This is a genomic window from Rahnella sp. CG8 (genome assembly GCF_023701875.1).
Lineage (GTDB): Bacteria > Pseudomonadota > Gammaproteobacteria > Enterobacterales > Enterobacteriaceae > Rahnella > Rahnella aceris.
The window spans coordinates 124,623-150,599 of the sequence record NZ_JABAED010000005.1; the positions used below are offsets into that span (position 1 = coordinate 124,623).

Below are 25,977 nucleotides of genomic sequence, written 5' to 3' on the forward strand. Positions count from 1 at the left end.
CCTTCGCAGGGGGAGGCATTAAATTACGCTTCGATTAACGATTGACCGAGATAGTGGCTTTCATCTTTATTCCCCGGCAGCGTGAAGAAAAAGCCGCCGCCATTCGGACGGATATACTCTTCAAGCGCTTCGCCGTTCAGGCGTTTCTGCACGGTCAGGAAACCTTTTTCCAGGTCATGCTGATAACAGACAAAAATCAGCCCCATTTCCAGTTGCCCGGAATGGGTCACGCCAAGCGAATAGCTGTAGCCACGGCGCAGCATCAGGTTTTCATCGGTGGCTTTGGTACGCGGATTCGCCAGACGGATATGTGAATCAAGGCGGATGGTCTTACCTTCCGGGTCTTTTTCGTAATCCGGCACATCGTGCTCCTTTTCCATCCCCAAAGGTGCGCCGGTGGCTTTGTTACGCCCGAAAATAGACTGCTGCTCCTGCAACGGCGTACGGTCCCAGGATTCCACCTTGAACGGGATCAGACGTGTGGCCTGATAACTGCCGCCAAGCGTCCACGCCGGTTCGCCCTGACCGGCGGTGACCCAGACGGTTTTATCCATCAGTGGTGTGTCTTTCGAGTCAGGATTCGCCGTGCCGTCTTTAAAGCCCAGCAGGTTAATCGGCGTTTCTTTGCCCTGACTGCGCGCTGCGTGGGACGAAATAAAGCCGTCACGACGCCAGCGCACGCTGAGTAAATCCGGTGTGTACTTGATGATGTCACGCAACGCATGCACCACCGTATCGTTGTTGTTGGCACAGATTTGCAGTGACAGGTCACCATGACAGAGTGTGGCATCCAGTGAATCATTCGGGAAACGCGTCATGCGCTGCAATTTCAGCGGCTTATGCGGCGCTAATCCAAAGCGCTCATCGAACAGGGAATCCCCCACCGACAGCGTCATGGTCAGGTTATCCGGGTAGATTTCTGCCCCCATCACGCCGGAATCCATCGGCGGGAATTTCGGATCCATTGAAGGTGCGGTGCCACCCTTGGTCAGGAAGGCAAACCGTGAATCAAGGAGACGGAAAAGACGCTCCAGATCGGCTTTGTTGGTGGCCAGCACGTCAAAGGAAACCAGCATCATCGACGCCTGTTGTGGCGTTAAAATCCCTGCCTGATGCTCGCCGTAATAAGGTTGCCTGCCCCAGCGTTCGTCCGGGGAAACCGTGCCTGGTGTGTACTCTTTTTTTGCGCCGGGTGTTTTCTCAGCCTGCGCCGTGGCAGCGCCGCCCAGGGCAAATGCCCCGCCTAACAATCCCACACCTTTCAGTAAACTGCGGCGGGAAGAAGAAACGTCGTTCTGATTATCGTTTTTGTGACTCATTGCTATGCCTCGTTATAACGCTCCTCCCCCTGCGAAGGGGGAGGTTGGGAGGGGGTTTTAATGATAAAACAGGGGGTTATGCATACTTCGGCTGCTGGATTTTTCTTTAATACCCCACCCCACCCTCCCCTTCGCAGGGGAGGGTGCTAAGGAGTTTAATCTAAACCAAGCACACCGCGCAGTTTGGACAAGTCTTCTGCCAGCGTGGTGATCGGCCCTTTCATTGCGTTACGGTCTGCATCAGACAGTTTTTCATAATTCTCGTAACCGTCTTTGGTTTTGTATTTATCCAGCAGCGCATCGACGGTTTTGAAGTTAGCGTCGATTTTATCCAGCAACGGTTTATCGGCTTTGACCAGTAACGGACGCAGCAGATTGACGATTTTTTGTGCGCCATCAAGGTTGGCACGGAAATCCCACAGGTCAGTGCGGCTGTAACGGTCTTCTTCGCCGCTGATTTTACTGGCGGCCACTTCTTCAATCAGGCCCGCCGCGCCGCCGACCACTTTGCTAGGCGGGAAAGTCAGGTCTGCGATACGTTTTTGCAAATCAACGGTATCGGTATAAAGCTTGTCAGCAAAGGGTTCGGTGCCTTTGGTGGTTTTGTCCGCGAAGAGAATTTTCTCCAGACGGTGAAAACCGGTGAAGTTAGGATCTTCGGCTTTTTTCTCGAAATCATCTTCACGGGCGTCGATGCTGCCGTCCAGATCAGAGAACAGTTCGGCAATCGGTTCGATGCGCTCATAGTAAACACGGGTTGACGCGTAAAGGGATTGTGCTTTCGCCAGATCACCCTTCTTCACTGCGTCGGTAAAGGCTTTGGTATGCGCCACCAGCTCAGCGACCTGCTGCGTCACATAGACTTTGTATTCCGCAATCGGGCCAACCAGCGCCATGGCGTCAGGCTTACCGGAAGCGGCTGTCCCCTCGGCGGTGACAGTCAGTTTGCCTTTCGGATTGCTCAGCAAACCACAGGTCATGTCGTATTCGCCCGGTTCAAGGTTAGCCGTCATTTTTTGCGTGAAACCCGGTGCCACGTTTTCACGTTCTTCCACCACCATCACGCCTTTCAAAATTTCCCATTCCAGGTTTTTCTGACTGTTGTTATGGATAACAAACTGGGTTTTACCGGCGGGCACGGTCAGCGCCATCGGTTCACATTGTTTGTCGTTAACAGCAATTTTGACCTGACGAACATCAGCAGCCAGCACGTTGGCACTCAGTGCAAAAGCCGGCAGGGATAACAGTGCAATCTGTAAAGCTTTACGGCGAAAATGTGTCATGTACAACTCCGTGACAAAGGCAAGATGATGGAAAGGTTTAAGGATCAACGTCGTGTTTTTTGCCCGGCAGAGGCCGGCGCGGCCACAGGCGATTTACCTTGTGGCATAAAGAACAGGAACAGCGCAGGGATCAGATACAGGAAGTACACCGCGACTTCGCTGACCGTCGGGGCTTCCTGATAGCCAAACATCCCTTCCAGCAACGTGCCGAATAAAGAGTGCGTGGATAATGTGCCGCTCAGATCAAAAGCAATATCCTGCATACGGTTCCACAATCCGGCTTCGTGGAAAGCGCGAATAGCCCCCGCAGCCAGCCCGGCGGCGACAAACAGAATGAACAGGCTGGTCCATTTGAAGAACTTCGCCAGATGCAGCTTCACCCCGCCGTAATAAATCAGGAAACCCAACACGATGGCCGCGCCAAGCCCGAGCACTGCGCCGATCGGCGCTTCGATGCCGACGTCCTGCTGGAAGGCCGCCAGCAGGAAAAACACCGATTCCAGACCTTCACGCGCTACCGCAAAAAACACCATCGCGACCAGTGCCCAGCCCTGACCGCGGCCGGAATTCAGCGCATGATCAATCGCCCCTTCCAGATGCACTTTGATAGAACGCGACACTTTGCGCATCCAGAACACCATATAAGTCAGGATGCACACCGCAACGACGGCGACGATACCTTCAAACAGCTCCTGCTGTTTTTGTGGAAACTCACCGGTCGTGGCATTGATGAAAAGACCGAGCGCCAGACACAGTGCGGCAGCGATGAAAACGCCAATCCAGACCACACCGAGCCACTGCCCGCGTTGCGTCCGTTTGAGATAGCTGGCAATCAGGCTGACGATCAGTGCAGCTTCCAGCCCTTCGCGAAACATAATGAGAAACGGAACGAACATGACGAGCTCCCGAGCCCTGAATTCTGACGAACAACAGAATGTGTAAGGTCTCTGTAAAGAAAAGTAAAAAGAAACGATAGTGATTATCATTCTTGCCAAAAGAAATACAAGAGGTAACCGATCCTTTTTTGAAGCGTGATCAGTAAATAGACAGGAAAAATCAGGTCAGGGGGTTTATCTGGCGGAAAATGCTGAAAACCGGGGGCTGAATGCCCCCGGTCTGAGTGTCATAAAAGTAAAATACCGTTAAATAGTATTATATTCCGCTTCCGCAACAGTGAAGCGCTGTTCCACGGCGGCGGAAGGTTTACGCCCCGCCAGGCTGACAATCCAGATAGCCAGTGACGCGAAAATAAAGCCGGGAATGATTTCATACAGTTCGGCCCAGCCGTATTGTTTCCACAGGATCACTGTCACGGCACCGACGATCATGCCTGCCAGTGCACCGTTACGCGTCATACGTTTCCACATCACGGAAATCAGGATCACCGGTCCGAATGCTGCGCCAAAACCGGCCCATGCATAACTGACTAAACCGAGAACACGGTTTTCCGGATTGGCAGCCAGCGCAATCGCGACCAGCGCCACAACCAGCACCATCGCACGCCCTACCCACACCAGTTCGCGCTGGCTTGCGCCTTTGCGCAGGAAGGCTTTATACAAATCTTCGGTAATGGCGCTTGAACACACCAGCAACTGACAGCTCAGGGTACTCATCACCGCCGCCAGAATAGCGGACAGCAAAATACCGGCAATCCAGGGATTAAACAGAATTTTCGTCAGCTCGATGAACACGCGCTCACCGTTTTGCGTCACGTTGCCCGCTTCGCCCGGATTATTGCTGAAGTACGCAATCCCGAAGAATCCTACGGCAATGGTGCCCGCCAGACACAAAATCATCCATGTCATGCTGATACGGCGCGCGCTGCGGATAGTTCGGTGAGAATCGGCCGCCATGAAGCGCGCCAGAATATGCGGCTGACCAAAATAGCCCAGTCCCCAGCCCAGCAATGACAAAATCGCCACCAGATTCATGCCCTTGAACATATCGGTGTATTCAGGGTTTTTGGCATTGATTACCATCATCGAGGTATCAATACCGCCCACTGCGAGGATGACGATAACCGGTGTCAGGATCAGCGCGAAAATCATCAGGCTGGCCTGCACGGTATCAGTCCAGCTGACTGCCAGAAAACCGCCGATAAAGGTATAAATGATGGTCGCCGCTGCACCAGCCCAAAGTGCAGTCTGGTACGTCATGCCGAAGGTGCTTTCAAACAGACGCGCACCGGCCACGATGCCGGAGGCACAATAAATGGTGAAGAACACCAAAATCACAATCGCGGAGATAATGCGCAGCAGCTTGCTGGAATCTTCAAAACGATGGGTAAAGTAATCCGGCAGTGTCAGCGCATTATTGTTGGCTTCAGTGTGCACACGCAGCCGCCCTGCCACCAGTTTCCAGTTCAGGTACGCGCCGATGGTCAGGCCAATGGCGATCCAGCTTTCCGAAATCCCGGAAATAAAAATCGCCCCCGGTAATCCCATTAACAGCCAGCCGCTCATGTCAGAAGCACCGGCTGAAAGCGCCGTCACCACGCTGCCTAAACTGCGTCCGCCCAGAATATAATCATCAAAGTTTTTGGTTCGTAGATACGCGATGAGCCCAATAAAAATCATCCCGAAAATATAAACACAAAACGTCACCAGCATCGGTGTGTTCATTGTCATTCCATTCTCCACTTCTTATTTTTTGCGATGTTGTCCGGCAGCTGTCTGTCCTGAAGCACTCCACCAGAAGTGCCGCTAAAAACCTGCCGGGGCGAGATGATGGCTGAAACCCTGTAAGGTTGCAGCAAGACTCTCCATATTTTTTACGTAGTCACTGACTCTGTGTGGTTTTTGTTCAAAATTACTGTCGGGCCGGATACTGGTTTAGCCTGATCCACTTTTCAATATTTTTAACATTTCAAATACACAAAATTCACGCTCCATCACAGTTATCCGCAATACCGGTTGTACTTTGCACTGACAAAAGTTGCACCTGATGCAACCTTTGACATTCTCCTCAGGTGAATGCAGGCAAGATCCATGCCGTTATTTTATTGTTAAAAATGCCAGACAAATCACAACAGGCATACTTCATGCATTAACATGGTTGCACAAGGTTGCAACATAGAAGATATTGCTCAGCATAAAATAACGAATTCACCTGAAATTTTTTATATGGAGTGTTTGCGCATGGGTATGACGACGATGGGCGTGAAGCTGGATGAAGGTACACGCGACAGGCTTAAAGAAGCGGCTCACAAAATTGACCGCACGCCGCACTGGCTGATCAAACAAGCGATATTTTCCTATCTGGAACGACTGGAAAATGGCGATACGCTGCCGGAAATTCCGGCGCTGAATGGCGCTGCGCCTGAAGGTATGGAAGATGTCGCTGTGCAACTGGTTCAGGAAGCCCATCAGCCGTTCCTAGATTTCGCCGAGCAGATCCTGCCACAGTCAGTCAGCCGTTCTGCCATCACTGCCGCCTATCGCCGCCCTGAACCTGAAGCCGTGTCGATGCTGCTTGAACAGGCGCGTTTGCCTGCCCCGCTCAATGATGCTGCGCTGAAACTGGCTGCTGACATTGCCACCAGACTCAGGAACCAAAAGAGTGCAAACGGCCGCGCCGCTATGGTGCAAAGCCTGCTGCAGGAGTTCTCTCTGTCTTCTCAGGAAGGCGTGGCGCTGATGTGTCTGGCGGAAGCGCTGCTGCGTATTCCCGACAAACCAACCCGCGATGCGTTAATCCGCGACAAAATCAGCAACGGTAACTGGCATTCGCATCTGGGCCGCAGCCCGTCGCTGTTCGTTAACGCCGCGACCTGGGGTTTGCTGTTCACCGGCAAGCTGGTGGCGACGCATAATGAAGCGAGTCTGTCAAAATCGCTGAACCGCATTATCGGCAAAAGCGGCGAACCGCTAATCCGCAAAGGTGTGGACATGGCAATGCGCCTGATGGGAGAGCAATTCGTGACCGGCGAAACCATCGCCGAAGCGCTGGCCAATGCCCGCAAACATGAAGAAAAAGGTTTCCGCTATTCCTACGACATGCTGGGTGAAGCCGCGCTGACCGCGAAAGACGCGCAGGCCTATTTGCAGTCCTATCAGCAGGCGATCAATGCCATCGGCAAAGCCTCCAATGGTCGCGGCATTTATGAAGGCCCCGGCATTTCCATCAAGCTTTCCGCCCTGCATCCGCGTTACAGCCGTGCGCAATATGAGCGTGTAATGGAAGAGTTGTATCCGCGCCTGCTTTCACTGACCTTGCTGGCACGCAGTTACGACATCGGTATCAACATCGATGCCGAAGAAGCTGACCGCCTGGAAATCTCTCTTGATTTGCTGGAAAAACTCTGCTTCGAACCCGAACTGGCGGGCTGGAACGGCATCGGCTTCGTGATTCAGGCGTATCAGAAACGCTGCCCGATGGTGATTGATTACCTGACCAGTCTGGCACAGCGCAGCCGCCGCCGTCTGATGGTCCGTCTGGTGAAAGGTGCGTACTGGGACAGCGAAATTAAGCGCGCACAAATGGACGGTCTGGAAGATTATCCGGTTTATACCCGCAAGGTTTACACCGATGTCTCCTATCTGGCCTGCGCCCGTAAACTGCTGGCCGTGCCGAACCTGATTTATCCGCAGTTCGCGACGCATAACGCCCACACCGTGGCGGCGATTTATCAACTGGCCGGTAATAACTATTATCCCGGTCAGTACGAATTCCAGTGCCTGCACGGTATGGGTGAACCGCTGTACGAGCAGGTGGTGGGGAAAATTTCTGACGGCAAACTGAACCGCCCGTGCCGCATTTATGCCCCGGTCGGTACACACGAAACACTGTTGGCGTACCTGGTACGTCGTCTGCTGGAAAACGGCGCGAATACCTCCTTTGTTAACCGTATTGCCGATGCCACGTTACCGATCGATGAACTGGTTGCCGATCCGGTTCTGGCGGTCGAAGCGCTGGCCGCCAGCGAAGGTCAGGTCGGATTACCCCATCCGCGAATCGCCCTGCCGCGCAATCTTTATGGCGACAAACGTGTGAATTCTGCCGGTCTGGATATGTCCAGCGAGCACCGTCTGGCCTCCCTTTCCAGCGCCCTGCTGCAAAGCGCCAGCCACCCGGTCAAAGCGCAGCCGATAATTGATGCGCAAACGGACGACGGCGAATTCCTGCCGGTGATCAACCCGTCTGAAAATACCGATATTGTCGGGTATGTTCGCGAAGCGACAGAAGCTGAAATCAGCCGCGCGCTGGATGCCTCAACCGCTGCCGGGTCAATCTGGTTTGCGACACCTCCCGAAGAACGTGCCGCCATCCTGCAACGCGCTGCAGAACTGATGGAAGCGCAGTTGCAAAACCTGCTCGGCGTGCTGGTGCGCGAGGCGGGAAAAACCTTTAATAACGCCATTGCCGAAGTACGTGAAGCCGTGGATTTCCTGCATTACTACGCCGGTCAGATCCGCGAAGATTTCGCCAATGACACGCACCGTCCGCTGGGGCCGGTGGTCTGTATCAGCCCGTGGAACTTCCCGCTGGCGATCTTTACCGGTCAGATTGCTGCCGCGCTGGCCGCCGGGAACAGCGTGCTGGCAAAACCCGCTGAACAAACGCCACTGGTCGCTGCGCTGGCCGTCAGCATTTTGCATGAAGCCGGAGTTCCGGCAGGCGTATTGCAGTTGCTGCCGGGCCGGGGTGAAACGGTCGGTTCGCAACTGGTCAATGACGAACGTGTACGCGGCGTGCTGTTTACCGGTTCGACGGATGTCGCGGGTATTCTGCAACGCAACATCGCCGGTCGTCTGGATCTGCAGGGGCGTCCGACGCCGCTTATCGCCGAAACCGGCGGGCTGAACGCCATGATTGTCGATTCTTCCGCGCTGACCGAACAGGTAGTGACGGATGTGGTCGCGTCGGCTTTCGACAGCGCCGGTCAGCGCTGCTCCGCCCTGCGCGTGTTGTGTATTCAGGACGACGTCGCTGACCACACGCTGCAAATGCTGCGCGGTGCGATGGCGGAATGCCGGATGGGCAATCCGGAGCGCTTGTCTACCGACATCGGGCCGGTGATCGACGCCGAAGCCAAAGCCGGTATCGAAAAACACATCGATGCGATGCGCACCAAAGGCCGCACCGTGTATCAGGCTGCGCAGGAATTTACGGCTGACCAGCAGGAATGGAGCCGCGGTACCTTTGTTAAACCGACGCTGATCGAGCTGGAAAGCTTCGATGAGATGAAGAAAGAAATCTTCGGGCCGGTGCTGCACGTGGTGCGTTATGCCCGACAGGATCTGGATAAGCTGATCGGTCAGATTAATGCCGCCGGTTATGGCCTGACGCTGGGTATTCATACCCGCATCGACGAAACCATTCATCGCGTTACGCAGCAGGCACACGTCGGCAATATGTACGTGAACCGCAATATGGTGGGTGCTGTCGTGGGTGTGCAACCTTTTGGCGGCGAAGGCTTGTCCGGCACCGGTCCGAAAGCCGGTGGCCCGCTGTATCTTTATCGTCTGCTGAGCAGCCGTCCGCAAGACGCCGTCCAGCAAACTCTGTTACGTCAGGATCGCGAACTGCCGCTCGATACCTCCGTGCGCGAAGCCTTGCTGGCACCACACCGGGCGCTGCAACAATGGGCAACGGAGCAGAAACACCGTGAGGAATTTGTCACAGTTTGCGAACGTTTCGCCCAAACCAGTCAGGGCGGCACCTTGCGCACACTGCCGGGGCCAACCGGCGAGCGTAACACTTACGCACTGTTACCGCGTGAGCGCGTCCTGGCACTGGCGGATAATCAGGAAGATGCCCTGACCCAGCTTGCCGCTGTCACCGCGACAGGTTGCCGCATTCTCTGGCCGGAAGCGCCATTGCAACGTGATTTGTTCAGCATCCTGCCAAAAGCAGTGCAGGCGCGAGTCGATTTCGCCAAAGACTGGCAGAACGATGCGCAGGTATTTGATGCAGTGATTTATCACGGTGATGCGGATCAGTTGCGCGAACTTTGTCAGACCATTGCGCAGCGTCCGGGCGCCATTATATCGGTACAGGGCTTTGCACGCGGCGAGGATAATATTCTGCTGGAACGCCTGCTGCATGAACGTTCACTGAGTGTGAATACGGCAGCCGCCGGGGGAAATGCGAGTCTGATGACGATCGGGTAAAGGTTGGGATTGCAGGAAAGCCGCTGCAAGTGGCGGCTTTTAAAAAGCCTGAAAAAATTTCCCGTTACATTAAGGGCTGGATCGAGACAGTTTCGGTTTCTCAAGAACGGTTATCACGCGGCCTTTCGCGCCGAAACCGACCAGAGGGGAAAAGCTTTTCCCCTCTGAACTCCCCTCGCTTTTTCAAACAAGTGATCCGCACGCAAGCTATGTTTCAGGAAACACTGCGACAGGCTGGAGATCTTGCCGCGCAGCGGCGGGATTTTGCGGCTGTCACCTCGCTCGCTGAAACATAGCCTCCAGTGAAGCGCGCAGTGAAAGAGCCGGGGGGGTCTTGGGGGGCGGTGGCGATAAGCCGTCCCCCAAGTCGGTGTGGGCCGACGCCCACGGTTTTGACCTCAGTGTGCCAGGAATTTCTCCAGGAACTGTTTCGTCCTGGCATGTTGCGGATTCGAAAACAGCTCTTTCGCTGGCCCCTGCTCCACGATTTTCCCCTGATCCATAAAAATAGCGCGGTCTGCCACGTCACGGGCGAAACTCATTTCGTGGGTCACAATCACCATGGTGCGGTGCTCAAGTGCCAGTGCGCGGATAGTGTTGAGCACTTCACCCACCAGTTCCGGGTCGAGCGCGGAGGTCGGTTCATCAAACAAAATCACTTCCGGGCTCATCGCCAGTGCGCGGGCGATGGCAACGCGTTGCTGCTGGCCACCGGAGAGACGTCGCGGATAGGCATTTTCTTTGCCGCTTAACCCGACCTTTTCCAGGAGCTGACGTGCTGTGGCGATGGCTTTTTCTTTTGACTCGCCCTTCACAATCACCGGTCCTTCGATGATATTTTCCAGGACTGAACGGTGCGGGAACAGGTTGAAGTTCTGGAAAACAAACCCCACCTGCTTGCGCAGCTCACGAACGTTATTCTTCTGTTTACTGAGCGGCTTGCTGGCATCAATTTCGATATTGCCGACTTTTATGGTACCGCCGTCCGGCTCTTCCAGCAGGTTAATGCTGCGCAGCAAGGTGGTTTTACCCGAACCGCTTGGCCCGATGATCGCTACCACTTCGCCGGCGTTGACCTGTAAATCGATACCGTGCAACACCGTTTGTCCGTGGAATTTTTTTGTCAGTTGCTTTACGTCAATGGTACTCATGAAGGCTCCTGATCCTGACGGTTAACGCGGTCTTCCAGACGGTTTTGCAGGAAGGATAAAACGGTCGCCAGCACCCAGTAGATAACCGATGCGGCCAGATACATGGTGAACACTTCCAGCGTGCGCGACGTCACAAGCTGTGCCTGACGGAACAGTTCCGGCACCTGGATGGTCGCGGCCAGCGAGGTATCTTTTACCAGGCCGATGAAGCTGTTACCGAGCGGTGGCAGCGCGGTGCGGGCGGCCTGCGGCAAAATCACGCGGCGCATGGTCTGCCACGGATTCATACCAATACTGGCCGCCGCTTCCCACTGCCCTTTTTCAATGGACGAAATCGCCGCACGCAGGGTTTCGGAGGTGTAGGCCGCGGTATTGAGCGACAGGCCAATCATGGCTGCCGGGATAGGATCCAGCTCGATGCCAAACTGTGGCAGACCGTAGTAGATCATAAACAATTGGGCGATCAGCGGCGTGCCACGGAAAACGGAGACGTAAAAACGCGATAACCATGACAGCGGCCAGAAATGCGAAAGGCGCATCAGCGCCAGCACGAAGCCCAGGATAAGACCGAACACCATTCCGCCCAGACTGAGCTGGAGCGTAAACAGTGTTCCTTTCAATAAAAATGGTGCTGAATCCAGCACCAGTTGAATACTTTCTTGCATCCGATAAGAACCTTATGGATCAGTTCGTAATGAGCCGGAGCGCCAGTCTGACGCTCCGGTTTTACGGGTATTATTTTGTGACGTCAGCACCAAACCACTTTTCAGAGATTTTGGCGAGCGAGCCATCTTTCTGCATTTCAGCAATCGCTTTGTTGATAGCAGCCAGCAGTTCCGGGTTGTCTTTGCGAATGGCCACGCCAGATTCCAGACGGGAGAACGGTGCACCTGCAACGGCTAAGGTATCACCGGTTTTCTTCACCAGATCCAGTGCTGCCAGACGGTCAACCAGAATGGCGTTGATACGGCCTACGCGCAGATCCTGATATTTAGTCGGGTCATCATCATAAGTACGGATGTCCACGCCCTGCACATTCTCGCGCAACCATTGCTCGTAGTTACTGCCCAGACCTACGCCGACTTTTTTGCCTTTCAGATCTTCAGGTTTAGTGATGGTGCCTTCCTGACCTTTTTTAGTCAGCGCCTGAATACCGGAAACGGTGTATGGCGTAGAGAAGTCATATTTTTTCTCACGCTCAGGCGAAATGGTCACCTGATTGATCACCACATCAATACGTTTGGATTCCAGCGAAGCCAGCATGCCGTCCCATTTGGTCGGTTGCAGTTTCGCTTTAACGCCCATGTGCTGCGCCAGTGCATCGGCGAACTCGACTTCAAAGCCGGTCAGTTTGCCGTCTTCACCCTGGAAACTGAACGGAGGGTAAGTCCCTTCCAGCCCGACAATCAAGGTGCCGCGATCTTTGACTTTCTTCAGTAACCCTTCGTCAGCAAAAGTATTGCTGACCATGCCTGCTGTCAGCGTGACCGCAACAGCACCCAGAAGTAAACGACGACGCAGTGTAGAAAAACCCATATTCACCTCAGTTATAGTTAGTTATAGAACGCTATATCCCCTACGAATTTGCGCACAGTAGCACCCGCTGCGTCAGTTATCAGGAATATAATTCTATAATCTTAGCTCAAAAAAGCATAAGCGGATTTTAGAGTATTAAACCTGCGGATGATACGCAAACAGTGCCGGTGCACCGCCGGTGTGAATGAACAGGATCGGGCCTTCATCCGGGAACAAACCACGCGCTATACCGTCGAGCAATCCGGCCATCGCTTTGCCGGTATACACCGGATCCAGCAGCATGGCTTCCTGCTCTGCCAGCAATTTCACGGCGGCGGTTCCGGCTTCATTCGGCTCACCGTAGCGTGGCGCAAAATATTCGTCCCACAAGGTAATTGACGGCGTTTTCTCACCCAGTTGTAATTGTGTTGTCACTTCCCGGGCAATGGCTTCAACTTTGGGACGCTGGGCATCGGCACTGCGCGACACTGTCACACCAATCAACTGCGTGTCTGGCATTAAATGTTGCAAAGCGACGGCCAGACCAGCGTGCGTACCGGCGCTGCCCGATGCCACCACCACGGCACTGAAATCCACAAAACTGGCCGAAGACTGCTCGGCGATTTCCAGCGCGCACTGCACGTAGCCGAGTGCACCAAGCGCATTGGAACCGCCAACCGGCACGACGTAGGGACGAAAACCTTGTGCTTCCAGACGTTCGGCTTGTTCTGCAAGCTGCGCCATCGGGTCATCAAGCGCGTCACACATCACCACTTCCACATTGAACAGATCCAGCAGCAGACGGTTGCCGTTGCTCAGATAATTGACTTCGGTGGTGCCGATCGGGTTTTCCAGCAACGCAACGCATTTCAGGCCCAGTTTGGCGGCCACGGCGGCGGTCTGGCGTACATGATTTGACTGAATGGCACCAGCGGTCACCAGCGTATCCGCACCTTCTGCCAGCGCTGCGGCGGCCAGATATTCCAGTTTGCGCAGCTTGTTACCGCCCATCGCCAGCGGCGTGATGTCATCGCGTTTAATGTAAATGTCACGTCCGGCGTATTCGGAAAGACGATGCAGTTTTTCCAGCGGCGTGGCGCTGCCCAGTAAATCGATCCGATCGAAGGCTTCCAGCCGGGTTTTAAGCAAAGAAATTTTAGCAGGCACGATGTTCCCCTGACGCACAGCACGGTGCCGCACGAAGTCGTTATAGTCGAAGTTGGTTTGAGTTTAGAGACAGGTTATTGAGTAAGTATATAAAGAATTTATAGAAACTGCGGACAGATTCAAGACAAAAAAACAGGCTCCCGGAGGAGCCTGTTTGTGCATTGCGTGTCAGTCTGTCTGAGATCCGATTACGCGGATTTCTGCCAGGCCAGATACTGGTCGTATTTGCGCAGGGCAATACGGTAGTTGTCATGACCCGCCACCGGCAAATCATTGATGATCCGCTGGTGGATACTGTCCCCTGAAAGTTTATCCAGAGGATAGTTGTTTGCAGAGAGGATTTCATCCAGACGGCGGAGGCGGACAACATACTCGCGCACCGTGCTGTGATTCATCTCAGTCTGCTCAAACAGATATTGCTTAAACGCCATAATGTCAAAATAGGACGAATGGCTGTTACAGCTTATCTCACTGCAAAAACGACACAGTGCGGTCAGTTCCTGCGACAGGTTGTGCCACACGTCATCATCAATAGGCTGGTCCATCTTGGCGATGGCCTCTTTATTGATGATTTGCCCGCGAAACACCAGTGCCATCCTGTCGAGTTCTTTTGCACACTGTGAGCAATGAGTCTGACTGTGTTTAAAATCTTTAAGATAACGGCTTAAAGGCCTTGTTTTGATTCCCGCTGGCATAAATTTATTCCTGATAAGGGATATAAAATGTATAACCGGCCAGGAAAAAGCGGATCAGTGGTCGTTGGCCAGGCGTGTTCGCAAACGCTTAATCGCCTGACTGTGGAGCTGGCTTACACGGGATTCCCCGACGTCCAGCACCGCCCCGATCTCTTTTAAATTCAACTCTTCCTGGTAGTAAAGCGTAAGTACCAACTTCTCCCGTTCAGGTAACGCATCGATAGCTTCCATCACCCGGTGGCGTAAATTACCCTCCAACAGATGATGTAACGGGTTGGCCTCTTCGTGCCCTTCCATCAATGCCTCGGCAGTATCGCCGTGCTCTTCGCGCCATTCGTCATAAGAAAACAACTGGCTACTGTTCGTATCCATTAATATCTGCCGGTATTCCTCAATGGGAATATCCAGCACCTGCGCCACCTCTCCTTCACTCGGCGGTCGCCCTAATTTCTGTTCTGCGCTATGCATCGCCTGGGACACTTCACGCGCATTACGTCTGACACTACGCGGCACCCAGTCGCGGCTACGCAACTCATCGAGCATCGCGCCGCGAATACGCTGAACGGCATACGTCGTAAACGCCGTCCCCTGCATCGCATCAAAACGCTCAACCGCATTTAACAGGCCGATCCCGCCCGCTTGCAGTAGATCATCAAGCTCTACGCTGGCGGGAAGCCGCACCTGCAAACGCAGGGCTTCATGGCGCACAAGCGGAACATAGCGCTGCCACAAAGAATTTTTGTCTATCACGCCGTCGGCGGTATACAGATCGCTCACTGTCGTAACCTGGCAAATTTAGGGTCAGTATCATTGTGCCAGTGATAATCGCTAATCAATCGGCTGAATAAGGCCTGAAAAACGCGGTTATTTTGATTATGTCTCGCAGATTCTGTTTGCAGACGTCCGCCGGTAACACCGCAAACGATTGACTAAAAAACAATCGCAACATAAAGATTATCTTAAATTATACCAGCGAATGCCCCGCATTAATCCTTAAGAATGGTAAATTTTAGTTAAAAAAAACCCCGCCGGAGCGGGGTTTGTTCTGTTTGTAACCGAACTGCGTAATTTGTCGACTAAGACAATTATTGCAGCAGGGACAGTACAGACTGAGGAACCTGGTTAGCTTTAGACAATACTGAAGTACCAGCCTGCTGCAGGATCTGTGCTTTAGACATTGCTGAAACTTCTGTTGCGTAGTCAGCATCCTGAATACGGCTCTGTGCAGAAGACAGGTTAGTCGTGGTGTTGTCCAGGTTGGTGATGGCAGAATCGAAACGGTTCTGAACCGCACCCAGTGAAGAACGGAAGGTGTCAACTTTAGCGATGGCAGCGTCGATTGCTTTCAGTGGATCAGAAGTCGCAACGCCAGTGTAAGCGTTGGTGTTAGCAGCACTGGCGATGTCGCCGATGGTGCTTGCAACGTTCGCAGTACCGGTAGCGCCGCCGTCAACGATAGCGCCAGCTGCAGTTTTGTAGTCTTTACCCTGAACGGTAACGTAACCTACCGCTGCGCCAGTGGCGTCTGCGCCAACTTTAACCAGTTTGCCAGTCTGAGTACCTGCAGTAACACCGTTGTCAGTGTCAGTGTAAGAAACGTCAGTGGTGTTCAGTGTTACAGCGCCAGTTGCGTCATCTACAGATGCAGCGTAGTTGCTGGTACCATCAGAAACAACGTAAGTTGCAGTCGCTGCGCCAGCTGCTGTCTGAACGTTTTTCAGAGACAGTTTGCTTGCGTCCAGGCCCAGAGAAGTTGCCGCTGCAGACAGGTCAACGTTTTTCAGGGAGCCGCTTGCGCCAACCTGAGTGATTGCATCGCTGGTTTTCAGTGCGTTGCTTGCTACTGAGAAACCGTTCAGACCCAGAGTGGTAGAGTCGATTTTCTGCAGGTCGATGTCGATAGTCTGACCATCGTTAGCGCCAACCTGGATTTTCATCGTCTGGTTAGAGGCCAGTACGTTCACGCCGTTGAACTGAGTCTGACCAGATACACGGTCGATTTCAGACAGACGGGAAGTGATTTCGTCCTGGATTGAGGTCAGGTCGGAATCGGAGTTGGTGCCGTTAGCAGCCTGAACAGACAGCTCACGAATACGTTGTAAGTTGTTGTTGATTTCGCTCAGTGAACCTTCAGTGGTCTGCGCAACAGAGATACCGTCGTTGGCGTTACGTGAAGCCTGAGTCAGACCGTTGATGTTAGAAGTGAAGCGGTTAGCAATCGCCTGACCAGCAGCATCGTCTTTTGCGCTGTTGATACGCAGACCGGAGGACAGACGCTCGATAGCGGTGCTCAGAGCGGACTGGGATTTGTTCAGGTTGTTCTGAGTCATCAGAGACAGCGTGTTGGTATTGATAACTTGAGCCATGAGTGTATTCCTTCAAATCTGGTTAAGGGTTCGGGCTTATTGCCCACGGCGTTCATCACCGTCCAAACTTGTATCGGCGGTACTGCGGTAACCTTTAGAATTATTTCTCAAAAAATCCGGTTTTCTTACTTTGAGAATTACCCTTCCTTATACCGCCTATTCACGCCATTACTTTTTGTTGTGATCTATTAAACTTTTTCTCCGTCGTGCCGATAGGGCTTAAAGACTCTTTTATACCTAAAGTCATTGGAGTTGCAGTAAGCGGCGAGGGAGTGAACCCGTTACCTGACATCCGTCAGGAAAACCGGTGAACGAACGAAGCGAAGGCGACTGTAAATTCACGTACTCAGGGCAATCAAACTGTAAAGGATAATTATGGCCACTTCAGGCACTATCTCTTCATTAGGTATCGGTTCAGGTTTACAACTTTCAGACCTGCTGGATAACCTGACGACTGCAGAAAAAAAACGTTTAACCCCGATCACCGCGGCACAAACCAGCTATAGCGCCAAACTGACGGCTTATGGCACGCTCCAAAGCGCATTACAAACTTTTTCTGACGCTGCGACCGCATTGTCATCGACCAATACTTACGGGGCGACCACGGCTTCGTCGAGCAACACGTCTGCGTTCAGTGTGACAACCGGCACCGGCGCCGCGGCGGGTAAATATTCCGTTTCCGTGACACAGCTGGCCTCTGCGCAGTCTTTGGTTTCTGCCACGCAGTCGAGCAATAAAACCGCACTGGGCGCTACGACCACTGATAATACCCGTACCCTGACCATCAGCCAGGGCGACGGCAGTAAACCACTGAGCATCAAACTGACCGATGATCAGACTTCACTGACCGGCGTTCGTGATGCGATCAATAAAGCCGGTGGCGGTGTCACGGCCAGTATCGTCAAAGTGGATGACAGCAGCTACAAGCTGGTACTGAGCGCGAACAATACCGGTACCAATTCAGAAATGACCGTCAGCGTCACCGGTGATGACCAGCTGAATAATATTATCGGATATAACTCATCCACCGGCACCGGTGCGATGACCGAAAATGCCACAGCAGGCAATGCCAAGCTGACCTTTAATGGCATCGATCTGGAACGTCAAAGCAACACCATCAGTGACGCGCAGGACGGGATTACGTTAAATCTGACCGGCACGACCACAACCGCAGCAACGCTGACAGTGGCGAAAGATACCTCCACAGCCTCCACCGCTATCCAGACTTTTGTTGATGCGTATAACAAGTTGCAGGATACGTTCTCCAGCCTGACCAAGTTCACAGCCACCGCGACGAACACCGATACGGCTGACAGTACCAACGGCGCATTACTGGGTGACAGCGCACTGCGTACCATCCAGACACGTCTGAAGTCAGCGATCACCGGCGTCTCGGGTTCTGGTTCAGTAAGTTCATTGCAGAGTATCGGTATTACCACTGACCCGGACACCGGTAAGCTGGAAGTTGACAGCACCAAGCTGAGTGCAGCGTTAACCAGTAACCCGAATGCTGTGCAGACCATGATGGTAGGTGACGGCAAAACCACCGGCGTGATGACCAACATCAGCAACCTGAACAGCGGGTTCCTGAACACCAGCACCGGTACGATTGCTAATGCCCAGACGGCTGTGAACACCACGCTGAAAAGCCTCACCGAGCAGTACAACAAGGTGAACACCAGCATTAACGACACCATCGCCCGTTATAAAACGCAATTCACGGCACTTGATGTCTCGATCCAGAAGCTCAACAGCACAGCGGATTATCTGACGCAGCAGTTCGAAGCTATGTCCTCATCAAGTTCAAGCTAGTAAGGAAACTGAATATGTATAATGCAAAAGGAACTCAGGCCTACGCACAGGTAGGCCTTGAAAGTGGCGTCATGAGCGCCACTCCGTATCAGCTGGTGACGATGTTATTCGACGGGGCGCGCAGCGCCCTGATCCGTGCTCGTATTTTTATCCAGCAGGGCAGCATTGCCGAAAAAGGCAAATCACTGTCTATGGCAATTAACATTATCGACAGCGGACTGAAAGCCGGATTAAGTCGTGAAAAAGGCGATCCTGAATTAGTGGATAACCTCGAAGCGCTTTATTCCTATATGGTCCGTCGTTTATTGCATGCAAATTTACACAACGATCAAGAGGCCATCGCTGAGGTGCTGACCTTGCTTGAAAATATCGCCGATGCCTGGCGGCAAATCGGCCCAAACTACCACCCGTCGCAGGACCAATATAATGGATCAACATCAGTATCTGGTTAATGAATATCAACTGATCCTGTCTTTAAGCGAGCAGATGTTGCGGCTGGCGAGAGAAGAGAAATGGGATGAGCTGGTTGAGCTCGAAGTCAGTTACGTCAAAGCAGTCGAAGCCACGACCCGGTTACCGATGTCAGAACAGACATCGGTAATGATTCAGAATGATGTCCGCCGCTATTTGCGCATTATTCTTGATAACGAAAATACGATTAAAACATTGTTACAAGCCCGGATGAATAAACTCACCGAGCTGATTGGTCAGTCGTCCCGACAACAACAAGTGAATACGACTTACGGAAAAATTGACCTCCGTTCGATTGCCTTCGGCGATCGCCAATAATTATTAAATATTTGTTTGTTTTCTTTCCAATATTTCTTGTGCAAAAATAAGGTTTCAGAGGCAGAGAGCGCCTGGCTGCCAGGGCTAGTTCTCTCTGTCTGCTCCCATAACTTACACATATTAACCGGCAGCCTGTTTGTATTAGCAAAGCGGGAATTATTTATCAGGCAGCACACTACAGGTTGCCGTCGTCATTTTCGGGCATCATCATCATGGTTCGTAAAATAAAAGTGACTCCAGGGATAGGAACCATTTCTCTGCTTATTCAGCATAGTGAACTTTTTATTCATGATGTTTATATTGATAAGCCACAATTGGTTCTCATTCAGAACGGAAGCCTCTCAATTACGGATCAGGCACAGCAAGTCACACTGCAGGCTGGCGAAATGCTGGTGCTTAACAGTGGACAAACGTTGAGCATGACTCACCATTTATCCGGAAATGGCCCTTTCAGCTGCGCCATCATGGCATGGGATCATCAGTTACTCAGTGATGCAGGCCTGCACGCAACCGGCTTCAGCCCGCCACTTCTTGCTGTTAATACCCTGCAAGTCATTCCGCACATCCCCGGTGCGTTCAAACAAAGTTTTACCGACACTCACTCAGCCATTCTCTGGCACCATGGTCTGCCCGCACCGATAACCCGCCACCGCATGCTCGAACAGTTACTCTGGCTGTCGCAACTGGGTGTGCGGTATTCAGTGCAGCACAGTGAAAGCGTGACAGATAACGTACGTGAATTATTAGTCAATAATCTGCATAAATCATTTACCGCCGCCGAAGTGGCAGAAAAGCTGATGATGAATGAAGTGATGTTGCGCAGACGTCTTGCGGGCGAAAATTGCGTGCTGCGAAATCTGATGATCGATGTACGCATGACCCACGCACTGCGGTTGTTGCAATGCACCGATCTGGCCATTTCACATATTGCACATCAGGTAGGTTATGAAAGCGGCTCGCGTTTTGCCGAGCGTTTCCGGAAACGTTTTGGATTCGCCCCTACCGCCATCCGTGGTCATTTACGCCCCCTTTCTACCCCTGCGCTGCTCACAATCGACAACATATAACAACTCGCGCCAAACAGATACAATACAAAACCTTGAGTAACATCACACAATATTTGATTACCAGATGTTAACGGAATATCATACACGCCGTTATTTTATTCATGGGCAGGAGTGAGTTGTGCACGTTTGGTGGGAAGTGATTAAAACAATTTACTGGGGCGGATTGGGCATTGCGGTGCTGTTCACTTTGCTGGTGAGCCGCGATACGATAAAAATAAGACTGTTAACTTCCGGCATTATCGGATTTACCTGGCCGATGAGTCTGCCGGTCGTCCTTCTCTTCTCTCTGTTCTGAGTTTGCCTGCACTGAATGCCCTCTTAATATCTTGAACCCGGCCTGCTGACCGGGATCAGATAACGGCAAGACTGTGTTATTGCGAGACAATGTGTTATTTGCGAGTCTGCACCCAAAATCCGTGGATTAGACCCGGCAGGTAACCGCAAAGTGTCAGGATAATGTTCAGCAGAAACGCACCGCCGAAACCGTTGCCAATCAATACGCCCAATGGCGGCACAAGAATTGTGATCAATACTCTCCAGAATCCCATCTTACTCTCCCTTTGGTTATCATTGTGTTAACGATAGCGCATGAGAAATGAAACGGGCATCAGATGAAACCTAATTGATCAGCTCCAGCATAATTTCAACATCCCGCCGTGTTTTTTCCAGCATGTCGGTATCGCCGTTGCGGTGTTCAGCATCCGACACCTGGTGGATCTGGCGCATCTGCCATCTCACCTGATTCTTTTGTTCGTCGGTCATACTGCGACACATCACAATGATAAAGTTTCGCAGCATTATCTGTTGCATGGCAGTTTCTTCAGCTTGCTTGTTGACCGACATGACCAAATCTATAACATGTTTTTCTGCCATTGCAGGTTCCTGCGGGAGTGGAATAGTCAGGCCAGACTAACATGGTCTGGCAGCCGCTGATGGCGACTGATGATGTGATTAACGCCGCTATTTCTGCGCCTAGAATTGACCCGGACATCCAGATTATGTTTTCCATCGATCATGTTTTTAAGCGCCTGGCCGCTTCACCTTTCCGCCAGCGTTTCCATCTCGGTGCCAAAGAGTACCGGTATTGCCAGGATAAAGGGCCGGAGACGGTCAGCCAGCACGCGGCGGATTTCATTGCTAAGCGCCTTGCCCCGGCAGAGCCAGAACAGGATGGAAAACAGACGCCGATGCGCGGTCACCCGGTATTCATTGCCCAGCACGCAACGGCCACCTGCTGTCGCGGCTGTCTGGAAAAGTGGCATCACATCCCCGCACATACGGCTATGACACCCGCACAGCAGCACTATGCCGTGACGGTGATTTTGCACTGGCTTCATCAGGAAATGCAGCGCCCTGCTCCGGTCGCTAAAGAACGAAAATCTAACAAAAAAATCTCAGACACACCGGACAACGCACAACAGATGAATTTGTTGTAAGAGGCGCATCACACTCGGTAAAAAATAAAAAGTGATAATGGTCACATTTTTCCCGCTTTCCCATCCCCAAGTAAGATCGTGCTCTATAATTTTAGAGGAATAAGAATTGTGCGACGGGTTGTCTTCAGCACGCCCTTTGAAGTTTTTGCAGTCTTTCGGATGAGCTTTTCCAGGTGAAACGAGTTTTACACTTGTTGTCAGGATAATTGCCCGTATTGGGAAAAGGAGGATGCATGTCTGAATATCATTATTTACTGGTTGGCGGAAGCCGCAACGGACAACGGCATGTTGATAAACAACATCAGTTTTCGTTGTGCTTTTGGGAAGACGCAGCACAGAACGCGGAACGCGAGTTTTACGGTAAACGCAACGAACGCTACAAAGTTAATCCGGAAAAAGGCGCAGACGGGAACTGGTATCTTGTGGGCTATTGTGGAAATTGTTCGAAAATTAAAGCCGACGAATTAACCACCCAGGCGCTCACCAAGCACGTGAAACCCTTGATGTAAAAATTGTTTTTTGAAAGCCATAAACCCCGCCATTAACGCGGGGTTTTGTTTTCAGGAGCCACCTGACTTTCAGGCCGCCATCCCCTGAATGTTGCGGGCGAAAAATTCAACATGCCCGCCCACCGTAAAATGCGCCTCGTGATGCCCCAGACGGCCAAGTGGCGCAATGCGCACAATTTCACCTTCAAATTCACCATCATGAATTCTGGTGATCGCCACATCAAGCTGATAGCTGGCCGGATGTACGCCTACCGGAAACGTCAGCAACTTGACCCTGTCACCGATCTCAAACCGTGTAAGCAGCGGCAGCGGTGCCTGTTCAAACAGATCCTGATCCATATGTGACTCCTTGTTTTCCAGTGGAATTAATTAGAGGATAGAATATATTGCCGCGTCCTGCCGGATACCGGCGTGAAGCACTTCTCTCTTTCAACATTTATATTGCGCAAGAGCTGGCGTAACCGTCTTTTGCCACCCGAAAATCATGAGGAACCCCTGTGAAAAAACTGACGCCACAGCAATGCATCATACTGACCGGATTTACCGGCATCCTGCATGGCGAATTTGAGTGGTTTCACGAAGATTTGGAAAAGCGACTTGGCCGTGAAGTTCAGACCTCAGAACTGGGATACCCGGAGTTTATGGAAGAATGCCGCAGCCTGTATGAAGAGGATTTTAACAACCTGATGCCGGACTAAAAACGAAAGGCCGGGCAAACAGTATTGCCCGGCCTCCTGAGTTCATCGTCATTTAATACAAATCACTAAGGCTTCACGATGCCGCGGATAAAGTGTTCATTCACCCTGATCACATTGCCCGTTTCAACGTTAATGACCTGATATTGCACTGGTTTAACCTCATCCAGAACAGCGACAATTTCAAATAAACCTGGTGTAAAAGTAAGCGTGACAAAAACGCCAACAGGATAGACAGCCATAATTTTATCCTTTCAATCAACCTCTTATAATATACTTCCTTTCCCCCAGCGCGATAACACGCAAATCATTAATCACTCCAGGTTATTTCATCGCATACATTAATCACTCGGGATGAATGTTACATAAAAGAAATAAAGAACATGTATAAAATGAAGCGGAGGCACTTAAAATCGGATAACTCTGACAGACGTATCAGGAACATAATTAAATTTTACACTCTTCTTACGCAAAGGCGGTTTTCCGCCACACTTCTGCCTGCCAGTCCCTTGTTTTCGGGGTGATTTAAGTTAAAAATATAAATCCACTTTGTTACATTGAGAGCCTGCGCTGTGAGTGCCCAGATTTTTGAAACCGATGCGACTCATCCGCATCTGACACGACTGATTGCTGAGCTGGATGCCTATCAATATCCGCTCTACCCGCCGGAATCGTTTCAGGGAATTAACATCACTGAACTTGATGAAGGTGAGATCACGTGTTTTATGGCGAGGGTTGATGATGACTGGGCCGGTTGCGCCTGTCTGTTTATCACAAAACACGGCCTCGCGGAAATGAAACGTGTTTACGTGAGCCCGCTGTATCGCGGTCAGGGCATTGCCTCATTACTGATTGCCGCAATGGAAAAGAAACTGAAAGCGTTGGGGTACAAAGACCTGTTTCTGGAAACGGGTGTGTTTCAGGAAAAAGCCATCACGCTGTATGAAAAACTGGGTTATTGCCGGACAGAAGCGTTTGGCGACTATGCGTTGTCCCCGGATCCGCTGAGTGTTTATATGATGAAAGCGATGAGGTAACGCACGGGAAACGGCAGAAGTGGCAATAAATACCTCCATAACGCTGTCTTATGACAGGGTTATGGAGATGCAAAAAGCAATTACATCAGAACGTTGCTTTTTGTTGCAGTCTGGTCATTCGACGGAATAACCCATTTTTTAAGTGTGATGATAAAGAAATTTTTACCCTTGGTAATTTTCGCACCACGGTCACCACATTCCAGCGCAAGTTTGAAAAACTCATCACTGTTAATATTAAAAGCCAGCTCGACTTTTTTCACCATACCGGAATTAAGCAGATCTTCAGCTTCGTGCAATGATTTGGCCTGAATAACTGACATAACGACCTCGTGATATCGGAAGGGATTGTTTTAGCTCCTACATCCTATTTCACTTTTGTTTCTAAATTATGACAGCTTCATGAACATTAAGAATTTTGCCATTGCACTGATTAATAATTAGCCAATTCGTGCGCACGATCACCTCTACGTCAGACGGAAGCGCGGATCCGGCATCGGGGTATCCGGCAGTTGCGTCTGGTTGTTCATCTCACGCAGGTTAATCTCTACGTTGGTGCACATAGCATCCAGCGGTAGATGGTTATTGGCCAGACCAAAAGGCATTTCCAGCTCTTCCGCCAGCGTATCAAGCGACAAAAAACTATAAGAAATAAAACCTGACACCAGCAACGTCATGTAGTGCAAATCCACCACCAGTGCAAACGGCAACAAACTACAGAACAGATATACCGTCCTGTGCAGCAACAGACCGTACGCAAACGGAATCGGCATGCTAACGATGCGTTCACACCCACCGACCACTTGTGAAAGCTGTAACAGCGTGGAATCCATATGGGTATAGACAATATCCGACAGTTCACCGCTGCGGCGTCGTTCAGCCAGCCATTGTGACAACCGCAGCTGAACCATATTTGTCGGCGCACGGCGCGACAGAATATCTTCCGCATCGTCACCCAGCAAACGCTGAAGATCCGGACGCGGATCACTGTGACGCAACTGGTGCTTGAGGCTGAAACAGAACGCCAGCAGCAACGCAGTCACGCGCTGCGCCTCTCCCGGACACACAGCCATCACCTGACTTTGTAATGTCCGGCAGGCAATCAGCAAACCACCCCATAATTGCCGCGCCTCAATATAACGTGCGTACGCGACGCTGTTACGAAAGCCGAGGAAGATCGCAATAGAGACACCGAGCAGGCTGAAAGGCGCGAGTGTGAGTTTCACGCCAAGGGTCTCATACCAGGGAAGAGTGAGAATGGCGGCAAGTGACATCAGTAAATTGAGACTCAGACGGAACAGAATACTGGGCAGGACAGAACCATGCCAGGCGAACAAACGCAAGAACCAGTGACGAGGGGGACGGATTATCATTTTGTGCAGGTGCTTTATGCAGGTGAAGCGTTTTTTTTTGCGATTCTGGCAAATAAACCTGCCCATGCAAAGGACAATTTTGTGACACCGGTAACATTTTTTCTGAAACTTACAGTTCTCCGTTACAACTCGCCGGTTATCCCATTCACAACGCTGATTTATTCCCTCTGCAACCTCAAGTTACTGCCCGTTAAGGTCGATAATAGTAACAGGAGGAAAGTAAATAAAGTGGCCAAAATTCCCCCATAACTGACTTCCTGTAACAATTCGATCAGATGCTCCGTAAAGATGCAACTCACCCTACTGACGTGAAGGACTGGAGCCATGAACATAATGTTAAGTATTGCGATGATCACAGGTATTGCCGCATGGTTCTTTATCAGCTCATCAATAAATGATATCCGAAACGATTATTGAATGATTCACAACCCCGCCGGGCGGCATCCCGTCCGGTCATTTTCAATCATGGCGGGGTTAATTTCATTGTCTTTTTCATCTCTTAAATTAAACTTTTTATAACGTAACGTTTTGAAGCAATAATTACGCTTACTTCACGCCGAAATAGATTGTCAATTTATGTCAATCTGAGAGAGCATGGCGGAAAATTTAAGCATGGTGTACTGATGAAAATTCTTTTTATTGTACTCATCGTTC

At 51.5% G+C, this 25,977-nt stretch carries 29 protein-coding genes; 12 read left to right on the forward strand and 17 right to left on the reverse strand.

Annotated features, from left to right (window positions below):
• Positions 1-23 precede the first annotated feature (23 nt).
• From efeB to putP, 4 genes are all read right to left on the reverse strand, one after another.
• Positions 24-1,319 carry an iron uptake transporter deferrochelatase/peroxidase subunit gene (gene efeB / locus HGO41_RS06730; RefSeq protein WP_013575767.1) on the reverse strand — a complete coding sequence of 432 codons (1,296 nt, stop codon included), beginning with the start codon at positions 1,317-1,319 and terminating at the stop codon, positions 24-26.
• 155 nt (positions 1,320-1,474) lie between these two features.
• Positions 1,475-2,602 carry an iron uptake system protein EfeO gene (efeO, locus tag HGO41_RS06735; protein ID WP_013575768.1) on the reverse strand — a complete coding sequence of 376 codons (1,128 nt, stop codon included), beginning with the start codon at positions 2,600-2,602 and terminating at the stop codon, positions 1,475-1,477.
• A 44-nt stretch (positions 2,603-2,646) separates the two neighbouring features.
• Positions 2,647-3,498, reverse strand: coding sequence for an iron uptake transporter permease EfeU (gene efeU / locus HGO41_RS06740; RefSeq protein ID WP_037034423.1), 852 nt, complete (start codon positions 3,496-3,498; stop codon positions 2,647-2,649).
• Positions 3,499-3,744: 246 nt separating this feature from the next.
• Complete coding sequence (gene putP, locus HGO41_RS06745) at positions 3,745-5,229, reverse strand: sodium/proline symporter PutP (RefSeq protein ID WP_013575770.1); 1,485 nt, start codon at positions 5,227-5,229, stop codon at positions 3,745-3,747.
• Positions 5,230-5,739: 510 nt separating this feature from the next.
• Between putP and putA the strand changes: the two genes are divergently transcribed.
• On the forward strand, positions 5,740-9,714 hold the full coding sequence (gene putA / locus HGO41_RS06750; protein ID WP_250980895.1) for a trifunctional transcriptional regulator/proline dehydrogenase/L-glutamate gamma-semialdehyde dehydrogenase: 3,975 nt from the start codon (positions 5,740-5,742) through the stop codon (positions 9,712-9,714).
• 29 nt (positions 9,715-9,743) lie between these two features.
• Positions 9,744-10,010, forward strand: a complete 267-nt coding sequence (locus HGO41_RS06755) for a hypothetical protein (RefSeq protein ID WP_250980896.1) — start codon at positions 9,744-9,746, stop codon at positions 10,008-10,010.
• A 102-nt stretch (positions 10,011-10,112) separates the two neighbouring features.
• On the opposite strand, the gene tcyN is transcribed toward HGO41_RS06755, so the two are convergent.
• The 7 genes from tcyN to HGO41_RS06790 form a co-directional block, all read right to left on the reverse strand.
• Positions 10,113-10,865 (reverse strand): L-cystine ABC transporter ATP-binding protein TcyN, encoded by a 753-nt coding sequence (gene tcyN / locus HGO41_RS06760; protein WP_013575772.1) that lies wholly within the window; start codon positions 10,863-10,865, stop codon positions 10,113-10,115.
• Positions 10,862-11,530, reverse strand: coding sequence for a cystine ABC transporter permease (gene tcyL / locus HGO41_RS06765; protein ID WP_013575773.1), 669 nt, complete (start codon positions 11,528-11,530; stop codon positions 10,862-10,864). The genes tcyN and tcyL overlap by 4 nt, the downstream gene beginning before the upstream one ends.
• Positions 11,531-11,600: 70 nt before the next feature.
• On the reverse strand, positions 11,601-12,401 hold the full coding sequence (gene tcyJ / locus HGO41_RS06770) for a cystine ABC transporter substrate-binding protein (protein WP_015690037.1): 801 nt from the start codon (positions 12,399-12,401) through the stop codon (positions 11,601-11,603).
• A 135-nt stretch (positions 12,402-12,536) separates the two neighbouring features.
• Positions 12,537-13,547 carry a D-cysteine desulfhydrase gene (locus HGO41_RS06775; RefSeq protein ID WP_013575775.1) on the reverse strand — a complete coding sequence of 337 codons (1,011 nt, stop codon included), beginning with the start codon at positions 13,545-13,547 and terminating at the stop codon, positions 12,537-12,539.
• A 188-nt stretch (positions 13,548-13,735) separates the two neighbouring features.
• Complete coding sequence (gene fliZ / locus HGO41_RS06780; protein ID WP_013575776.1) at positions 13,736-14,242, reverse strand: flagella biosynthesis regulatory protein FliZ; 507 nt, start codon at positions 14,240-14,242, stop codon at positions 13,736-13,738.
• Positions 14,243-14,296: 54 nt separating this feature from the next.
• Complete coding sequence (locus HGO41_RS06785) at positions 14,297-15,019, reverse strand: RNA polymerase sigma factor FliA (RefSeq protein ID WP_013575777.1); 723 nt, start codon at positions 15,017-15,019, stop codon at positions 14,297-14,299.
• 308 nt (positions 15,020-15,327) lie between these two features.
• Positions 15,328-16,608, reverse strand: coding sequence for a FliC/FljB family flagellin (locus HGO41_RS06790; protein ID WP_013575778.1), 1,281 nt, complete (start codon positions 16,606-16,608; stop codon positions 15,328-15,330).
• A gap of 375 nt (positions 16,609-16,983) precedes the next feature.
• On the opposite strand from HGO41_RS06790, the gene fliD reads away from it, so the two are divergent.
• From fliD to HGO41_RS06815, 5 genes are all read left to right on the forward strand, one after another.
• On the forward strand, positions 16,984-18,420 hold the full coding sequence (gene fliD / locus HGO41_RS06795) for a flagellar filament capping protein FliD (RefSeq protein WP_013575779.1): 1,437 nt from the start codon (positions 16,984-16,986) through the stop codon (positions 18,418-18,420).
• 14 nt (positions 18,421-18,434) lie between these two features.
• Positions 18,435-18,872, forward strand: a complete 438-nt coding sequence (fliS, locus tag HGO41_RS06800; protein ID WP_013575780.1) for a flagellar export chaperone FliS — start codon at positions 18,435-18,437, stop codon at positions 18,870-18,872.
• Positions 18,847-19,209 carry a flagella biosynthesis regulatory protein FliT gene (gene fliT / locus HGO41_RS06805; RefSeq protein WP_013575781.1) on the forward strand — a complete coding sequence of 121 codons (363 nt, stop codon included), beginning with the start codon at positions 18,847-18,849 and terminating at the stop codon, positions 19,207-19,209. The genes fliS and fliT overlap by 26 nt, the downstream gene beginning before the upstream one ends.
• A 419-nt stretch (positions 19,210-19,628) precedes the next feature.
• The gene (locus tag HGO41_RS06810; RefSeq protein WP_223509750.1) at positions 19,629-20,276 is read left to right on the forward strand and encodes a helix-turn-helix transcriptional regulator; all 648 of its coding nucleotides are present in this window, start codon (positions 19,629-19,631) and stop codon (positions 20,274-20,276) included.
• Positions 20,277-20,394: 118 nt separating this feature from the next.
• Positions 20,395-20,571, forward strand: a complete 177-nt coding sequence (locus HGO41_RS06815) for a GhoT/OrtT family toxin (RefSeq protein ID WP_013575783.1) — start codon at positions 20,395-20,397, stop codon at positions 20,569-20,571.
• A gap of 94 nt (positions 20,572-20,665) precedes the next feature.
• On the opposite strand, the gene HGO41_RS06820 is transcribed toward HGO41_RS06815, so the two are convergent.
• Both HGO41_RS06820 and HGO41_RS06825 read right to left on the reverse strand, forming a co-directional pair.
• Positions 20,666-20,824 carry a YqaE/Pmp3 family membrane protein gene (locus HGO41_RS06820; RefSeq protein WP_015690040.1) on the reverse strand — a complete coding sequence of 53 codons (159 nt, stop codon included), beginning with the start codon at positions 20,822-20,824 and terminating at the stop codon, positions 20,666-20,668.
• Positions 20,825-20,894: 70 nt separating this feature from the next.
• Positions 20,895-21,149: a hypothetical protein gene (locus HGO41_RS06825; RefSeq protein WP_013575785.1), complete on the reverse strand. Its 255-nt coding sequence runs from the start codon at positions 21,147-21,149 to the stop codon at positions 20,895-20,897.
• A 41-nt stretch (positions 21,150-21,190) separates the two neighbouring features.
• Here HGO41_RS06825 and HGO41_RS06830 point away from each other — a divergent pair, with 41 nt between their 5' ends.
• Both HGO41_RS06830 and HGO41_RS06835 read left to right on the forward strand, forming a co-directional pair.
• Positions 21,191-21,712 (forward strand): DUF4186 domain-containing protein, encoded by a 522-nt coding sequence (locus tag HGO41_RS06830; RefSeq protein WP_013575786.1) that lies wholly within the window; start codon positions 21,191-21,193, stop codon positions 21,710-21,712.
• A 233-nt stretch (positions 21,713-21,945) separates the two neighbouring features.
• Complete coding sequence (locus HGO41_RS06835) at positions 21,946-22,221, forward strand: hypothetical protein (RefSeq protein WP_013575787.1); 276 nt, start codon at positions 21,946-21,948, stop codon at positions 22,219-22,221.
• 69 nt (positions 22,222-22,290) lie between these two features.
• Here the strand turns inward: HGO41_RS06835 and HGO41_RS06840 are convergent, their stop codons facing one another.
• Positions 22,291-22,560 (reverse strand): hypothetical protein, encoded by a 270-nt coding sequence (locus tag HGO41_RS06840; protein ID WP_013575788.1) that lies wholly within the window; start codon positions 22,558-22,560, stop codon positions 22,291-22,293.
• 158 nt (positions 22,561-22,718) lie between these two features.
• Here HGO41_RS06840 and HGO41_RS06845 point away from each other — a divergent pair, with 158 nt between their 5' ends.
• Positions 22,719-22,919: a DUF7736 domain-containing protein gene (locus HGO41_RS06845; protein WP_013575789.1), complete on the forward strand. Its 201-nt coding sequence runs from the start codon at positions 22,719-22,721 to the stop codon at positions 22,917-22,919.
• Positions 22,920-22,984: 65 nt separating this feature from the next.
• Here HGO41_RS06845 and HGO41_RS06850 read toward each other — a convergent pair whose 3' ends face one another.
• Positions 22,985-23,158, reverse strand: coding sequence for a hypothetical protein (locus HGO41_RS06850; RefSeq protein WP_013575790.1), 174 nt, complete (start codon positions 23,156-23,158; stop codon positions 22,985-22,987).
• Between the two features lie 330 nt (positions 23,159-23,488).
• Between HGO41_RS06850 and HGO41_RS06855 the strand changes: the two genes are divergently transcribed.
• Positions 23,489-23,953, forward strand: coding sequence for a GNAT family N-acetyltransferase (locus HGO41_RS06855; protein WP_013575791.1), 465 nt, complete (start codon positions 23,489-23,491; stop codon positions 23,951-23,953).
• 80 nt (positions 23,954-24,033) lie between these two features.
• Here HGO41_RS06855 and HGO41_RS06860 read toward each other — a convergent pair whose 3' ends face one another.
• Complete coding sequence (locus tag HGO41_RS06860) at positions 24,034-24,273, reverse strand: hypothetical protein (protein WP_013575792.1); 240 nt, start codon at positions 24,271-24,273, stop codon at positions 24,034-24,036.
• Between the two features lie 144 nt (positions 24,274-24,417).
• Complete coding sequence (locus tag HGO41_RS06865) at positions 24,418-25,323, reverse strand: bestrophin family protein (RefSeq protein ID WP_037034430.1); 906 nt, start codon at positions 25,321-25,323, stop codon at positions 24,418-24,420.
• Between HGO41_RS06865 and HGO41_RS06870 the strand changes: the two genes are divergently transcribed.
• Positions 25,273-25,572: a hypothetical protein gene (locus tag HGO41_RS06870; protein ID WP_191996173.1), complete on the forward strand. Its 300-nt coding sequence runs from the start codon at positions 25,273-25,275 to the stop codon at positions 25,570-25,572. The genes HGO41_RS06865 and HGO41_RS06870 overlap by 51 nt on opposite strands.
• Positions 25,573-25,977 lie beyond the last annotated feature (405 nt).